Source organism: Quyinboa ferrireducens (assembly GCF_042436675.1).
Lineage (GTDB): Bacteria > Bacteroidota > Bacteroidia > Bacteroidales > UBA5342 > JBHJHP01.
In genome coordinates, this window is record NZ_JBHMVA010000004.1 from 140,525 (window position 1) to 157,112 (window position 16,588).

Annotated in this window: 13 protein-coding genes; 11 read left to right on the forward strand and 2 right to left on the reverse strand. The window is 38.0% G+C overall.

The annotated features are described in order from the left end of the window. Nucleotides 1-38: 38 nt before the first annotated feature. Nucleotides 39-836: an enoyl-CoA hydratase-related protein gene (locus ACE01N_RS08635; protein ID WP_380587163.1), complete on the forward strand. Its 798-nt coding sequence runs from the start codon at nt 39-41 to the stop codon at nt 834-836. Between the two features lie 19 nt (nt 837-855). Further along, nucleotides 856-2,811 (forward strand): ATP-binding protein, encoded by a 1,956-nt coding sequence (locus ACE01N_RS08640; RefSeq protein ID WP_380587166.1) that lies wholly within the window; start codon nt 856-858, stop codon nt 2,809-2,811. 53 nt (nt 2,812-2,864) lie between these two features. Here the strand turns inward: ACE01N_RS08640 and ACE01N_RS08645 are convergent, their stop codons facing one another. Together ACE01N_RS08645 and ACE01N_RS08650 are read right to left on the reverse strand one after the other, a co-directional pair. After that, nucleotides 2,865-3,626 carry a hypothetical protein gene (locus ACE01N_RS08645; RefSeq protein WP_380587169.1) on the reverse strand — a complete coding sequence of 254 codons (762 nt, stop codon included), beginning with the start codon at nt 3,624-3,626 and terminating at the stop codon, nt 2,865-2,867. Between the two features lie 163 nt (nt 3,627-3,789). Continuing rightward, complete coding sequence (locus tag ACE01N_RS08650; RefSeq protein WP_380587172.1) at nt 3,790-5,178, reverse strand: YdeI/OmpD-associated family protein; 1,389 nt, start codon at nt 5,176-5,178, stop codon at nt 3,790-3,792. A 191-nt stretch (nt 5,179-5,369) separates the two neighbouring features. Between ACE01N_RS08650 and ACE01N_RS08655 the strand changes: the two genes are divergently transcribed. From ACE01N_RS08655 to ACE01N_RS08695, 9 genes are all read left to right on the forward strand, one after another. Further along, complete coding sequence (locus ACE01N_RS08655) at nt 5,370-5,969, forward strand: TetR/AcrR family transcriptional regulator (protein WP_380587175.1); 600 nt, start codon at nt 5,370-5,372, stop codon at nt 5,967-5,969. 2 nt (nt 5,970-5,971) lie between these two features. Continuing rightward, a complete protein-coding gene (locus ACE01N_RS08660) occupies nt 5,972-7,252 on the forward strand; it encodes a TolC family protein (RefSeq protein WP_380587178.1) in 1,281 nt (426 codons plus the stop codon). 2 nt (nt 7,253-7,254) lie between these two features. Further along, the gene (locus tag ACE01N_RS08665) at nt 7,255-8,157 is read left to right on the forward strand and encodes an HlyD family secretion protein (protein WP_380587181.1); all 903 of its coding nucleotides are present in this window, start codon (nt 7,255-7,257) and stop codon (nt 8,155-8,157) included. A 63-nt stretch (nt 8,158-8,220) separates the two neighbouring features. Next, nucleotides 8,221-9,126: an ABC transporter ATP-binding protein gene (locus ACE01N_RS08670; protein ID WP_380587184.1), complete on the forward strand. Its 906-nt coding sequence runs from the start codon at nt 8,221-8,223 to the stop codon at nt 9,124-9,126. Beyond that, nucleotides 9,119-9,865: an ABC transporter ATP-binding protein gene (locus ACE01N_RS08675; RefSeq protein ID WP_380587187.1), complete on the forward strand. Its 747-nt coding sequence runs from the start codon at nt 9,119-9,121 to the stop codon at nt 9,863-9,865. The genes ACE01N_RS08670 and ACE01N_RS08675 overlap by 8 nt, the downstream gene beginning before the upstream one ends. Nucleotides 9,866-9,980: 115 nt before the next feature. After that, the gene (locus ACE01N_RS08680) at nt 9,981-11,087 is read left to right on the forward strand and encodes an ABC transporter permease (protein ID WP_380587190.1); all 1,107 of its coding nucleotides are present in this window, start codon (nt 9,981-9,983) and stop codon (nt 11,085-11,087) included. Continuing rightward, nucleotides 11,087-12,202, forward strand: a complete 1,116-nt coding sequence (locus ACE01N_RS08685) for an ABC transporter permease (RefSeq protein WP_380587193.1) — start codon at nt 11,087-11,089, stop codon at nt 12,200-12,202. The genes ACE01N_RS08680 and ACE01N_RS08685 overlap by 1 nt, the downstream gene beginning before the upstream one ends. A 353-nt stretch (nt 12,203-12,555) precedes the next feature. Beyond that, nucleotides 12,556-14,637, forward strand: coding sequence for an AAA family ATPase (locus ACE01N_RS08690; protein ID WP_380587196.1), 2,082 nt, complete (start codon nt 12,556-12,558; stop codon nt 14,635-14,637). Then, a complete protein-coding gene (locus ACE01N_RS08695; protein ID WP_380587199.1) occupies nt 14,619-16,547 on the forward strand; it encodes a UvrD-helicase domain-containing protein in 1,929 nt (642 codons plus the stop codon). Before ACE01N_RS08690 ends, ACE01N_RS08695 begins: the two co-directional genes overlap by 19 nt. The last annotated feature ends 41 nt before the right edge of the window (nt 16,548-16,588 follow it).

A 16,588-nucleotide genomic window follows, 5' to 3' on the forward strand; every position in this document is an offset into this window, starting at 1 on the left:
GTCTTTTTAAGGTGGAAGTTGATAAAATTTCGTATAAAATGATGAATTATCAAACGATAGAAGTTGAGGAAATTCTGGGAAATCAGGTGGCGCATATCCGGCTGAACCGGACAGATGTGCACAATGCTATGAACCTGCAAATGATTACCGAATTGTTGGAATGCTTCTCTGAGATTGAAAAAAATGAAAGCTTCAGAGGCGTAATTCTTTCCGGTAATGGTGGTTCATTTTGTGCCGGTGCTGATATTAACTGGATGAAAGAATCCGGGCAACAGGACTATGAAACAAGTCTGGAGGACAGTCATCAGTTGGCTGATTTATTTAAAACGATCTATCGTTTTCAGATTCCGGTTATAGCCGTGGTTCATAACAATGTATATGGAGGAGGTTTGGGATTAATGGCGGCCTGTGATGTGGTATATGCTGAAATGGACAGTCAGTTCAGGTTTTCTGAGGTGCGACTGGGGATCACTCCGGCAACCATTATGCCATATATTCTTAAAAAAATTCCGGTTTCAGTTGCTAAATCTAAAGTTTACACGGCCGAAAGGTTCAATGCTTTTGAAGCTTTACGAATTGGTATTGTGGATGAAGTAAAGAAAAAGAGTGAAGGAATTGAAGCCGCTACAGTTTTTATGAGCGAAGTTGTTAAAGGCTCGCCCGTTGGTGTGAATATGTCCAAGGAACTTATCAACGATTTATCGGATGGTGTTTTGGACGATGCCATGATTAACAAAACCTGTGAAATCCTTGTTTCTGCAAAGCAGACAGAAGATGCGTATGAAGGAATGAAAGCATTTTTCGAAAAGCGAACTCCAAACTGGAAGGGGCGCTGAGGTACTAAAACAAGAGCAGATGAAAACGTTTAACAGGATTTTAGTTGCAAACAGGGGCGAAATTGTTGCGCGCATCATGAAGACTGCACACCAGATGGGTACGGAGATTGTGGTGTTATATACCGACGATGATACCGGACATATTTACCTGAAGGAAGCTGATGTGGCTGTACTCCTGGATGGAAAATCGTTGTCAGAAACTTTTTTGAATAAAGAGCGCATTATTGATATTGCTCTGGCCAATGGTGTGGATGCCATCCATCCTGGTTACGGATTTCTGTCTGAAAATGCAGAATTTGCTCAAATGTGTAAGGCTGTTGGGATAACATGGATTGGACCATCACCTAATGTTATCAGGTTGATGGGATACAAAAAAAGTGCGCGGGAATTTGCTGAAAAGTTGGGCATTCCTGTTTTGCATGCCAGATATGGTTCATCTGATGAGCTCGTTAAATATAAGGATGTACTGCAATATCCGGTAATGATCAAAGCCCAGGCTGGTGGTGGTGGAAAGGGAATGCGTGTTGTCAGATCTGCCGGTAATTTTGAAGATGCTTTGCATATCACAGGAAAAGAGGCCGGAATGTTCTTTGGCGATGAGTCGCTCTATGTGGAAGAATTTATTGAAGATGCACGGCATATAGAGGTGCAGGTTTTTGGAGACAATTTCGGAAATGTGATTCATATGCATGAAAGGGAATGTACGGTTCAACGGCGGCATCAAAAAATTATTGAAGAAGCACCGGCTTACGGAATCAGCGATGCGCTGAGGAAGAGTTTACATCAAAATGCCGTAAAACTGGCTAAGGCAGCGAAATACAGAAATGCCGGAACTGTTGAGTTCATTGTAGACCGGCAGGAGAATTTTTACTTTTTGGAAATGAATACACGAATTCAGGTTGAACATCCCGTCACTGAATTTGTTACTAATGTTGATGTTGTTAGAGAACAACTGTTAATTGCTGCGGGTAATGAGTTTGCGTTCACACAGGACGAAATCATATGTAGAGGGCATGCTTTGGAATGCCGGTTGTATGCTGAAGATCCTGAAAAAGGCTTTATGCCTCAAAATGGAACGCTTACTCTCAATGCAGCTCCCGAATTGAAATCCGTAAGGGTCGATGGCTCCTTTGAAAGAACGGCAGTTATGTCATCTGCGTATGATCCCCTGATTGCAAAGGTGATTACAGGTGGACAAAGTCGGTTGGAAGCCATGAGTAATATGATTGGAGCCCTTGAGGATTATAAAATTCAAGGTGTGAAAACCAATAAAGGTTTTCTCACCAATCTTTTAAAATCTCCTGTTTTAATCCAAAATAACATACATACTCAATATTGTGATCTGTTTACAGACAGACATATTGATATGCCTTTGAAACCAGATGAAAGGTTTGGTGTATCATGGTTTTTTCTGAATGCAGGGATACAGACCGGGAATGGATCTGTTTGGTCAAAACTGGGTAACTGGCGCCACCAACAGAAAAATAATATTACTGCAGGCGATCATCTGTATGCTGTTTCCGGCTATAAGGTCAACGAAAAAGAATGGCAGATTACAGTGAATGATAAGACTTATAAATGCAGTTTGGTAAAATTAAACGATTACGAGTTGCATTTTATTTTCAATAATGAGCCGGTAAAAGTTATCTGGTCAAAAAAAACGGAACGGTCATATTTTATTGAAATTGATCATGCCTTATTTTTGGTTCAGCCTCACATAGTAAGGAGAGAATTATCACCTGCCAACGAACAACAGATCAAGGCCAGAAATGTGTTGTCACCATTGCCCGGAAGAGTGATGAGGGTGTATGTAACGCCCGGTGAAAAGGTGGTGAAGGGTAAGGCCATGTTGGTGATAGAATCTATGAAAATAGAGAACCGTATTGTAGCTGATCACGATTCAATCGTAAAGAGCGTGCTGGTTAGTGAAGGGCAACAATTGAACGGAAATGATCTGGTTATTGAGCTGGAATAAAAAATCCCCTGCCAAACAGGCAGAGGATTAAAATCAAAGTATATTGAGAATGACTATTTTTCACGGGCATCGTAATCGTATACCTGGCTTTCGAGTGCTAAGAATACGCCTGATTTACCAGCTCCGGCAGCTCCCGATACCATGCTTTTAAGAAAAGCCTTTCCGCTTTTTCCTTCTCCGCTTTCTTTGGCAGCATTCAAATCCATATTATCCGGTATATTAAAGAAAATAACCAGTGTTGGTTCTCCGTTTAAAACTTCAGATATTGTTGTTGAATTGCCATCAGTATCGCTAAGATTAAATTCAGGGAATGAATAGCCGACCATAAAATCTGATTTTTTAAGTTTCATTTCCTTTTTTTCGGCTTTACCGGTTTTCCCTTTTTTTACGCAGTCCTTGATATGATCAGCTAAAGGTTTTTTATCTGTACAAAGTCTTGACGCAATATCTCCCTGTTTGTCTACATCATAGCCTTGTGCCACACATAGTCCGTTTTTGTCAAACAGCATAAATGCCTCATCGATGTTTTTATCATTCCAAATATTTTTAAGGAACTCCGGTTGTCCATCATAGGTAAACTTAACAGCTCCGGAAAGGCTGGCGGCTGCATTTTGTGTTTCTGTTGCATTCTTTACTGGCGTTAATTCCGGCGTGTAATAAATTTTCAGGTGAGGATACTGTGCCTCGTTAAATGTTGGATTTTTTGCTCCGATACCAATCAGGACTACCTTGGGAGGCATCTTTGAAAGTTTCTGAGCATTTACACTCAATACCAAACTTAATGCAATAACACAAATAGAAAAAAACTTTGTCATAGTGGTTAAATTTTAATTATAAATAATACTTAATTGCAAGTAGTTCGAAAAATAACCATAAATGTTAAAAAATGAAAATTTTTTCCATACTAATAGCTTATATGTGCTGTATAATATTTTTTGTGCGTAGGTTATTTAAGTATTTCTTCTGTGTAAAATAATCCTAAATCATACCGGGTTTTTTGTTTTCTTTCAGCAACTGAAGCGAGGTCTTAATTCGTTTATTTCGTGTGGTATCGGTTTTAGCGGCGGTGATCCAAAGGATATACTGACGTTTGTAGCTGTCTGCCAGGTTAGTGAAATTTGTCCATGCCGGTTCGTGTTGCTTGAAAATGGTTTTGATATGATCCGGAATATCCGGTATCTTCTTTTCCATTTCACTTACTGTGACCTTATTCCAGTCTGGTTGGCCTGTTGCAGGATCAATTGGCAGTGTTTTTAACCCAGATGCTTCAACCATACCTATGTTAAGCATTTTTTCAACACGTTTTATATTTGTAGGCGACCACCTGGAACGAAGATTTCTGGGCGTAAATTTCCGTGTATATATGTCATCATTAACCCGCCTCACAAGGCTGTCAATCCAACCAAAACAGAGGGATTCTTCCACAGCATCATTATATTCGATGTTAGGTTTGCTCGTATGCTTCTTATAAAAAACCATTCTGAATCTATTGCATTTGTCGTGGTTAACCAACAACCATTCCCTGTAGTCCTTTCTTGTTTTAAACCAAAGGAAAATATCGCCTTCAGTTTTTGATTCCGGTACAAAATGTATTTCATTTAGCGTCCTTATAATGTGTTGTCTTAGCTCTGATTCAGCTTCTGAAATTTTTTCGGTATTCAGTTGAAGCTTAGGAAATGTCGATTCAAATTCTTTTAATTCATTCTTAAAAACGACAATATCATGCCAGCGTCCAATAATTCTCCCGAGCGCGTTTACGGTTTCCATATTAATTCCGGGAACAAAAACATGACTGTTGCTCAACCAGGTAAGGGCAAAGTCGATATCTTTCAGGTAGCGTCGGATTTTATGAAGCGGGATTATTGCATCAGGTTTCTCTGTCAGCATTTTAATCTGATCCGATCTTTCATTTAAGCTCTTTAAAATAATTTGAGTAAGAGTGGTGAAATCAGTACTGTTAATGAATGTGCTTATGCTTTGGCAACATTTCTTCAGATCCGTTTCATTAAGGTTTTCAATTTGTGGTTTCAACTCCTTTTCTGCCTCAAAAACTTTCTTCTGCAAAAAGTTATTGAGTTCTGTGATTTCGGTAAGGTTAAATTTTTTAGTCAGTTTGAGATTAACCTTTTGCTCCCGAAGGGAACCTGCTGTTTTGAAAAGGGGAATAAGCTGGTTGTATATGGCCTGTTTATCAATTTGAACAGAGTTTTCGCTCTCCAGTATCTTCAGGATGGATTTTATGGACTTTATGGAAAGACGCAGTTTATGTATGTTTTTATTGCTTTGTTTTTCTTTTGTCAATTCAGAATTTCTGGATAAGAGAACTGTTTGATCATGAAAAAACAAAGCCAGAGAATTTAATGCCATTATAATCCGGTTATGTAATACCGGTTAAATTTACTGGTTTTATTTCTGGAAATCAATAATTTGAAATGAATTCACAGGATTCTGGAAATTCAAAGTTTAACCATTTGGTTAATTTTTAACATTATTTATTTGGTCGGTAAAAAAAATGTATTTTATATTTGCCATATGGTTTAACCAAACAGTTAAATTAAATGGTTAAAAAAGATCAAAATACTGAAAAAAAGATTCTTGATGCTGCTAAAAAAGTTTTTGAAAGCAAGGGTATGTATGGGGCCCGGATGCAGGAGATAGCAGATGAAGCAGGAATTAATAAAGCCCTTTTACACTATTATTTCAGGTCGAAAGAGAAATTGTTTGAAGCCGTTTTTGAGGATGCGTTTACAAATTTCTTTCCAAATCTGGTGGAGATTTTTAATACGGATAAAGACATCAGGGAAAAGTTGGAAATGATTATTGATCATTATTTTAATATGATATCAAAAAATCCTTTTCTGCCTATTTTTCTGATTACTGAAGTCAACCGTGAACCTGAATGTATGAAAAGCAGGTTGCAGAAAATGGGACTTGATATTGAAAAGCTGCTTAAAATTCTTAATGCACTGAGAGATGAAAATATTCTTCCGGATATTGACCCGCGGCAAATAATAGTAAACCTTATTTCGCTTACAATTTTTCCTTACCTGGCAAGGCCTCTTTTAAAACCACTATTATTTGAAAACAATGCGGAAGAAATGAACACCTTTCTGCTTGCGCGAAAAAAAATGATATTACAAATGTTATTAAACCAATAGTCATGTTATTAAAAAGGATTTTTCTGATCTTTTTATTCGTGCCTGCGGCATTACTGGGTCAGCAGGTAACACTGCAGCAATGTTACAGTGACGGGTATTATCATCATCCGTCATATGATAACATGCGTTTGCTGCTTAAAATAGGAGAGTTGGAAAAGGAGAACAGTGGGGTAAGCAATCTGCCTCAGGCCACTCTGAAAGCCAACGTATCCTGGCAAAGCGATGTTACGAGTGTTAATCTTCAGATTCCGGGCGTAACGATTCCAAAACTGGCTCAGGACTGGTATAAACTTTATATCGATGTGACCCAAACCATTTACGACGGTGGTCTGTCTAAAAGTAAGAAAGCTGTCGCCGATGCGAAGACTGAAGCAGATGTGCAGCAGCAGGAGGTTAATCTGTACGCAGTAAAGGGAAATGTAAACCTTGCTTATTTTTCAGCGTTGAACCTTCAAAATCAGATTAAGATACTGAACCTTAAAAAACAAGTGTTGCAGGATCAGAGTAAGGTGGTTGAATCTGCCGTTAAAAACGGTGCAGTAAACAGCAATGAACAGAATAACCTGAAAGCCGAAATGGTTTTGCTGAATCAGCAGATTATTGAACTGGAAAGTCTGCATAAAGCGTCACTGGATAATCTGTCGCTGATAACAGGAAAGACATTCAATGACAAAACAGAATTGGTTTTGCCGGCTGATCCGGTGGCTGACAGCACATCAATTCCGGTGAACCGTCCGGAGCTTGACTTAATAGAGGCGCAGAAGGAACAACTGGATAATCAGAGTGATCTGCTTCAAAATACGCGCAAACCAAGAATATACGGATACGGACAGGCCGGTTACGGTCGTCCGGGGCTGAATATGTTCAATGATAATTTTGCCGACTGGTACATTGTAGGTGTCGGATTGCAGTGGAAAATATATGACTGGAAAGAAACCAGCCGCAAAAAGGAGCAGATTGAACTGCAAAAAGAAATTGCAGATAATCAGAAGGAAAGTTTCCTGTATCAGCTGGATTTGCTGACCCGTTCTAAATGGAATGAAATTGAAAAGCTGAACCGGATCATTGCTACAGATGAAGAACTTGTAACCCTGAGAAAAGATGTGGCTGATAATTCGGCATCACAACTAAAAAACGGCGTGATAAAGTCAGCAGATTATATCCGCGACCTGAACAATTATTTTGTAGCGCAACTAACCAATGAAAATCATCAGGTTGCATTACTAAAGGCCAAGTATGAGTACATAACATTAACCGGAACTGAAAAAGATAATAATAAATAGTGATGAAAAATAGAATACACAATTTGTTTATGCTGTCATGGATGATAGGATTATCCGTGATGCTGGCATCATGTAACGGGGATTCTGACAGAGCTGATGCTTACGGTAACTTTGAAGCAGTGGAGACCATTGTTTCTTCAAAAAGTACAGGTGAAATAATGGCCATGTATCACGACGAAGGAGAAACCGTAAAAGCCGGTGATCTCTTATTGCAGGTTGATACAACGGACCTTGTGCTTCAGATGAAACAACTTTTGGCCCAGAAAAATTCGGTATTGGCAAACCGTGCTCAGGTAAAAGCAAGCATGTCGGTTCTGGAAGAGAATATTTCGGGTGCTGAAACAGAAAAGAACAGGGTGGAGAATCTTTATAAGGATGGCGCTGCAACGCAGAAGCAGAAAGATGATGTGGAAAACAGGATAAACGTGTTGTACAGACAAAGAGGTGTATATAAGGCTAACCTGTTATCTATAGACGAACAGGCTATGGTGTTTGATGCACAAATGAAGGTGCTCGATAAAAAAATAAGCGATTGTACAGTTACTGCTCCTGTTGACGGAACCATACTGGAACGCTATGTGGAAAAAGGTGAACTGGCTGTGGCCGGTAAACCACTGTTTAAGCTTGCAGATATCTCTAACATTAACCTTCGTGTGTATGTTTCAGGTCAGCAGTTGGAAGCCGTAAAGCTGGGCAGAAAGGTTAATGTGAAGATTGATGCCATTGACGGTACAATGAAAAATTATGAGGGTACAGTCATCTGGGTTTCTTCGGAAGCGGAATTCACCCCAAAGGTTGTTCAGACCAAAAAGGAAAGGGTTAAACAGGTATATGCTACAAAAGTGCGGGTCAAAAATGATGGCTCCATAAAAATCGGTATGCCCGGAGAAATGTACTTTCAATGAACAGTTAACAATGAATAATGAAAAATTATTCACTGTTCATTATTCATTTTTCATTGTAAAATTATGATTGAAGTTAAACATATATCAAAATCGTACGGTGAAACAGAGGCACTGAAGGATGTTTCACTGAAGGTGCAGACAGGTGAGCTGTTTGGACTGATAGGTCCGGATGGAGCGGGAAAAACAACCCTGATGCGCATTTTGATGACCTTACTCCTGCCGGATAAGGGAGAAGCTGAAATGATGTTTCACGATGTGGTGCAGGCCCATAAAATAATACGGAATATAGCAGGATATATGCCCGGACGGTTTTCGTTGTACCAGGATTTGACGGTGGAGGAGAACCTTGCATTTTTTGCCACTGTTTTCGGAACTACGATAGAAGAGAATTACGATCTTATCAAGGATATATATGTTCAGATTGAACCATTTAAAACACGTCGTGCGGGTAAATTGTCGGGAGGAATGAAGCAAAAGCTGGCACTGTCCTGTGCATTGATCCATAAACCGGAGGTTTTGATTCTGGATGAGCCTACCACCGGTGTGGATGCGGTTTCCCGTAAGGAATTCTGGGATATGTTAAAACGATTGAAAGCATTGGGCATTACCATTCTGGTGTCAACGCCTTACATGGATGAAGCCGAACAATGTGACAGGATTGCGTTGATTGAAAACGGAACCATACTTGGAACCGATACACCTTCGGGACTTAAACTGGGTTTTAACGGAAAATTATGGCAGTACAGCACACAAAAACTGTATCAGTCATTAAAGCTGATAAGGGAAATTGAACAGGTTGAATCGGTGCATACATTTGGACAGTTCCTGCATCTTACCACTGCCAATGATATGACGGAAGAAAGTCTGGAAGAGGTTTTAAGATCCAGGATTCAAGATGCTTTTTCGGTAAAACGAATGGAGCCCGGAATAGAAGATGTATTCATGCAAAAAATGGCTGAACATGAATAGCGATAATGTGATAGAAGTTAAAAACCTGGTAAAGAAGTTCGGATCATTCGTTGCCAATGATAATCTGACATTCAGCGTAAAACAGGGTGAGGTTTTTGGTTTTCTTGGTGCTAACGGTGCAGGAAAAACGACGGCTATCCGTATACTGTCGGGTTTGTCGAGGCCAACATCCGGCGACGTGATGGTGGCCGGAGTGGATGTTAGCCGCAGACCTGAGCGGGTGAAGCAAAATATCGGGTATATGAGCCAGAAGTTTTCATTGTACGAAGACATGACCATTCATGAGAATATCAGGTTTTATGCCAGTATATACGGAATCAGGGTGAAAGAAAGGAAACAACGCGAAGAAGAACTGATCAGGCGTCTGAACCTTGAGGAGGTAAAAGACCGAAAAATTGCAGATCTGCCTTTGGGCTGGAAACAGAAACTGGCATTTTCTCTGGCCATCTTTCATAAGCCGAAGGTTGTATTTCTGGATGAGCCGACTGGCGGAGTTGATCCGGTAACGAGGCGTCAGTTCTGGGAAATGATATACGAATCGGCTTCACGGGGCATTACTGTATTTGTTACTACGCATTATATGGATGAAGCGGAGTATTGCGACCGGCTTTCTATAATGGTAGATGGTAAAATTGTGGCTCTGGATACACCGCTGAACCTGATGAAACAGTATAGTGCGGCTAATATGGATGAGGTATTTTTAAAACTCGCCCGATTAAGAAAAAACAATGATGAATGATAATGAACAATGAACAATGAACAATTAATGATGAAAAATAATTCATCATTCACTTTTCACTATTCATTAAAAATGAGTCTTATGTCTTGGTTCTTATATCTTAAGTCTTAAATAGATGAAACGTTTTATAGGATTTGTAAAAAAAGAATTTCTGCATATTTTCCGCGATCCACGGACAATGATCATTTTGTTTGGTATTCCCGTGGTTCAGCTGATTCTATTTGGGTTTGTGCTGACAACCGAAATAAAAGATGCTAAAATAGCCATTCTGGATCAGGCACACGATGATGTGAGCACAGCGATCACCAATAAAATAGCGTCCAGTGGTTTTTTTGCCATTGCTGCTGAGCCAGAGAATGACAGCGGTTTTGATGAGTTGTTCAGGAAGGGAATTGTTAAAGCCATTGTGGTATTTGAACCCGGATTTGGTGAGAAAATGGTACACTTCGGGAATGCTCAGATGCAGATCATTTCCGATGCTTCTGAACCCAATACGGCGACGCTTATAACAAATTATATCACTGCCATTGTCAACGATTATATGTCGACAGAGCTGATGAAGGGCAAGGCTGTCACAGGCGTCCAGCCGCAGGTGAGAATGTTGTACAACGAAGAACTGAGTAGCTCCTACATGTTTGTTCCGGGTATTATTGCCGTGATCCTGATGTTGATATCCGCCATGATGACCTCGGTGACCATCGCACGTGAGAAGGAGCTCGGGACCATGGAGATTTTGTTGGCATCACCTTTAAAACCATCTCAAATAGTTTTGGGTAAGGTGTTTCCATATCTGATCCTTTCCATTTTAAACGCGGGTATGATTCTGCTTCTTGGAAACCTGATATTCGGCGTGCCAATAAGAGGGAGCGTTGTATTTATGATGCTGGAGGTCATCCTGTATATTTTGGTCGCCTTAAGTCTGGGTGTACTGATTTCCACTATTGTTGATAAACAGTTGCTGGCTATGATGTTATCCGCATTTGCACTGATGCTGCCAACCATGTTATTATCTGGTTTTATTTTCCCTATTGAAAATATGCCTGTTGTACTACAGTATTTGAGCAGAATATTCCCACCCCGGTGGTTTATTGAGATTATAAGGGCTGTGATGCTGAAAGACGCCGGATTATTAATCGTCTGGAAACAGACAGCCATTCTGATATTCATGATTGCGGTCATACTTGGCGTCAGCGTAAAGAAATTTAAAACACGGTTAGAGTAATGCGTACGGTACTATATATCATTCAGAAAGAGTTTCTGCAGATTCTCAGAAACAAATCCATGTTACCCATCATTTTTATGTTGCCGGTAGTGCAGATGATGATCCTTGTGTTTGCTGCAACATTCGAAATGAAGGAGATAAAGCTACAGATAATTGACAGGGATAATTCCACCTTGTCACGTGAATTGATCTCTGATTTCTCTGGTTCTCCGTTCTTTAAAATCGTGGCGCTTGATCCGGCCGTAAAGGATCAGGAAGCGATGCTGTTGAAGAATCAGGCAAATGCGGTATTGGTGATCCCGAATAATTTTGAGAAGGACTATTACAACTCAATGACCGGAGAAGTGCAACTGCTGGTTGATGCCATAAACGGTACGGCGGCAGAACTGACCTATGCATATTCAGGAAATATATTACAGCGGTATAATACACAAATTGCAGCCAGAGTTCTGCAGGCTGATATGCAAAATACATTACCGATAACCATAAAACCCCGGTTTTGGTATAACGAGGTACTGGACTATAAGTACTATATGGCTCCGGGAATTCTGGTGGTTCTGGTGACCATTATCGGTATGTTTCTGGCTGGTGTTAATCTGGTGCGTGAGCGGGAAATCGGGACCATAGAGCAGATTAATGTCACACCCATAAAAAAGTGGCAGTTTCTGGCTGGTAAACTGATTCCATTCTGGATTATTGGGCTCTTTGATCTCCTGCTCGGTCTGTTTGTTGCCTGGGTGGCATTCAGGATACCGATTAGAGGCAGTATACCGGTATTGTTATTATTTGCCAGTGCTTATCTGTTGTTAATTCTTTCTCTGGGCTTGTTGGTCTCAACTTTAAGTAAAACACAGCAGCAGGTTGCCTTAATGGGCTTTTTCTTTCTGATCGTATTCATTCTGATGAGCGGACTCTTTACTCCGGCAGAAAGCATGCCGCACTGGGCGCAGGTTGTCAATTATCTGAATCCCTTGTTCTATTTTGTAAAGATCATGCGGCATGTGGTGTTAAAAGGTTCGGGTGTGATGGACCTGTGGCAGGATTTGGTAATTCTTACCGGATACGGAACTGTCATGTTATCTGTGGCGGTCAGAAGTTTTAGGAAAACAGCGTAGAATAGACACAAGAATCAAGAACCAAGACATACGCAGGATTTTCTGCGGGATCATTACATGAGTCTGAGCACCCCTTTTTGTTACTTTTGGGCTGATGGGTAAGTCATTATACTTTGCAAACACAAAACTTCCTTAAGTTCTTTCAAAAAAGTCCGGACTTTTTATGCAAAATGTCCTGAGTTTTTAGGTAAAATGTCTGGACTTTTTTGATTCAATTTTTTTGATCTCCTATTTTAAACTTAGTTTCTTTTGTTTATTTCTTATTTAATTGATAGATTTAGAGGTTATTATTAAAGGATCTCATTCCTGTTTGGAATTTCCGAATTAGATGTATTAATGAACCTAATTATGTTATGAATATATTCAAAATTCAGGTCGGGAACTATAGACTATTAAAAGATTTCTCAATTGATATTGAAGAAGAGCTATCTCTGGTTATTGGAAAAAATAACACAGGAAAAACATCACTACTTTTGGTATTAGAAAAGTTTTTGAATTCTCCCAGCAGCTTCAAATTTGATGATTTTAACATCGAATTTAAAAAAGAAATTAAAGACCTCTTGGAAGCTGGTTTAATCGCAGAAGAAGAATACATACCAAAGTCAATAAAACTAAAGATTTTTATCAAATATGGAGAAGATGATGACTTATCCAATATCAGTCGCGTAATGATGGATTTGGATCCTGAAAACAATGTTATTGTTCTTGGATTTGAATTTGCCCTCCATTTTGCAAATTATGAGCGAATGAAAGGCGAGTTAATTGCATTCAATGAAAAGGAAGCACAAAAAAAAGCCGAAGATGAAAATTATAAAGTAAAAAGCACATGTGATTTTATTGAGAGGCATTTGAGTTTTTTTAAGTCCAGAAGATATTCATACGAATACAATAGAACAGAAAATCTAGCTAATGAAGATGTATATGTCGATTTAGATGATGAAAAGATTAGTGTCAAAGACATTATTTCTTTTAAATATATAAGTGCCAGGAGGGACGTAACGAATAAAGAAGCAGATAAAACCCTATCTGGTCAAACTTCTCAAATTTATGAAAGAACGGAAGAAAATGATGAGCAATCAAAAGCTATAGAAGCCTTCAAGGATCAGTTAATTGATACTGATGATAATTTGAGTAATATTTACACAAATCTTTTTGAAGACATCGTAAATAAGGTCGAACTTTTCGGTGGCATAAAACCCAATGAATCTGAAATAAAAATTATTTCCTCACTGCAGCATCGGGAATTATTAAAAGGTAATACTACTGTTATATATAGTCATGACGCTGATAATCAACTGCCGGAATACTACAATGGGCTGGGGTATATGAACCTAATCAGTATGATCTTCGAAATTGAAATTAAGCGGCAGGAATTCAAAGGAGATAAAAACAAAAAGCCATCAGATATTAATTTGCTGTTTATCGAAGAACCGGAAGCCCATACTCATCCTCAAATGCAGTATGTATTTATTAAAAATATAAAAAGCTTACTTAAGGATGGCATAGTAAGAGAGGATGGGCAAAATAGAAAATTACAATATATCATCAGTACCCATTCTTCCCATATAGTTGCCGATAGTGAATTTGATGACATAAAATACCTGAAGAAGATTAGTCTGAACAATGTAATTGCAAAAAACTTAAAAGAACTGAGCCTTGAATACGAAGAAACCCCAAACCAATATCAATTTTTAAAACAATACTTAACAATTAGTAGAGCTGAAATTTTCTTTGCGGATAAAGCTGTTCTCATTGAGGGGGATACTGAGAGAATACTTCTCCCCACAATGATGAAAAAGGTCGATATTGAAGAGACGCAAAGGTTTCTCGAATCTGGGGGAAATGATCCATTCTTGCCCTTATTATCACAAAATATTTCAATTATTGAAGTCGGTGCTTATTCTCAAATATTTGAAAAATTCATAGAATTTTTAGGCATAAAATCGTTAATAATAACCGATTTAGATGCTGTTGATGCTGATGGTGAAAAATGTGAGGTTCAAAATGGAGTCAGTTTTTCAAATACTGCTCTTTCGTTCTTTTTTAATAATAAAACCTTAGATGATCTAAAAGGATATGATCTCAATAGCAAAATACTTAAAAAAGGTAATGGAACTTGGACAAATGATCCAGAGGGTTCCCTGTTAGTTGTTTATCAAACTAATGAAAATGGTTATAATGCGAGAAGCTTTGAGGATTCATTTATCCATCTGAATAAAGCCTTTGTCAATGATAATAAAGATAGTTTCAAGGGACTAAAAAACAGAGAAGATTTTGATGACCCAGTAAAAAACGCTTACGCTCTTGCAAAGAGTTGTATCAAAAAGAAAACTCATTTTGCCTTAGATATTTTGTTTTTTAGCAGTGCCAATCTAAATAACTGGCAAATACCTGAATATATTAAAGAAGGATTGTTATGGTTGAAGGAAGACTAATATTAGAGCCAGAGGTCCAAGAAATATTCAAGCATATCGACAACGGACAAAACTTTCTGTTGAGTGGCGGTGCTGGAAGTGGAAAAACCTATTCTTTGGTTCAGGTTATTAAACAAGTCATAGAAGAAAATCCAACTTCAAAAGTTGCCTGCATGACATATACAAATGCAGCAGTTAAAGAAATTGAAGAACGTGTAAACCACAATAATTTAAATGTCTCAACAATTCATGATTTTCTCTGGGACAATATAAAACACTTTCAGAAAGAGTTAAAAGCAACAATTATTGCCCTTGCTAATGATGAAGCAATTACCAGAATAAAAATTGACGATTTAGAAATAGTTCCAGATGATTATTTTAATAACCTTGAAAACAAGATTCAATACAAAGAATATGTAAGAATAAGAGAGGGGATTATCTCTCATGACGAACTTCTACTTGTTGCAGAGTATATGTTTGAGCATTATTCCAAATTGAGTGATATTATTAAAGATAAGTATCGATTCATATTTATCGATGAATATCAGGACACAAATAAGGCGGTTATAGAATCTTTTTTAACTCACTTTGCCCAAAGTCGGAAGAGAAGTATTATTGGTTTTTTTGGAGATGCGATGCAGTCCATTTATGACGATGGAATTGGAAATTTAGCTACGTATAAAGGTGAGGAAGACGGAAAAGTAAAAGAGGTCAAGAAGGAACAAAACAGAAGGAATCCGCAGCGTGTAATTGATTTAGCGAATAAGCTAAGAACTGACGGAATAAACCAAATACCGTCTGTCGATGAATCTGCTCCAAACATGTTCAATGGTGAGGTAAAAGAGGGAAATGTTTTATTTCTTTATTCAGATAACGATAGTGTTGAAAATATTAAGGTTTATTTGACAGAGAATGAAGGATGGGACTTTAATAATTCAAAAGATACAAAAGAATTAAATCTGACTCATAACCTAATAGCAGATAAAGCAGGTTTTAGAACATTAATGGATGTTTATGATAAGGATCCAGTAATATCATTGAAAAATGATATTCTCGCCAAAATAAAATATAATAAAAAGAATAACCGTCCTAAAATTGAAATATTAGAAACTGATTCATTCGAAACAGTAGTTGATAAGTTTCAGTTAAAAAACAGAAGTAGAGAACTCAAAAAAGATGTTCTAACAAGTGACCCTATAAATGTAACTTATTTTAATATGCTAAAGGATAGGGCATTCTCAGATGTTAAAAAGATATATCTTGATAAAGATTCTTTGCTTGATGATAAAAAGCAGGATGAAGATGATGATAATAAAAAAGGTTCAAGACGTGATGATTTGATTAAACATCTATACAAAGTTCAAAGAAACATCCATTTATATCAGAATAAACAATACAACGAATTTTTGAGAGTTACAGATTATAGAACTAAAGTGAAATCAATAGAGGATAAGAGAAATCTCAGAAACAATATAGAAGAATTAGTTGATGTTGGGGATAAAACAATTGAAACAGTGATTAACGAGGCAAATGAAAAAGGAATCTGTTTAATTGACGAAAGATTGGAACGTTTTGCGAATGAAAAACAATATGTATATGATAGAGTAAAATCCGTTCCTTTCTCTGAATTTCAAAAATTGTATGATTACTTAGAAGGAAAAACTCCGTTTTCAACACAACACAAAACCAAAGGTACTGAGTTCAATAATGTGTTGATGATTCTTGATAATGGTGGATGGCGAAATTATAATTTTGAGAATCTCTTTATAGGAGGAGGTTCTGAAAGCGTTTTGGAACGCTCTCAAAAGATTTTCTACGTGTGTTGTACTAGAGCGAAAGAGAATTTGGCTGTATTCTATTACAATCCTTCAGAAGTGGTCATTGAAAAAGCAATAGAATGGTTTGGCAACGAAAGAGTTATAAGGATTTAGGTATTTTTAAAAAGATAATTTTTCTATCCAAATAAGAATTG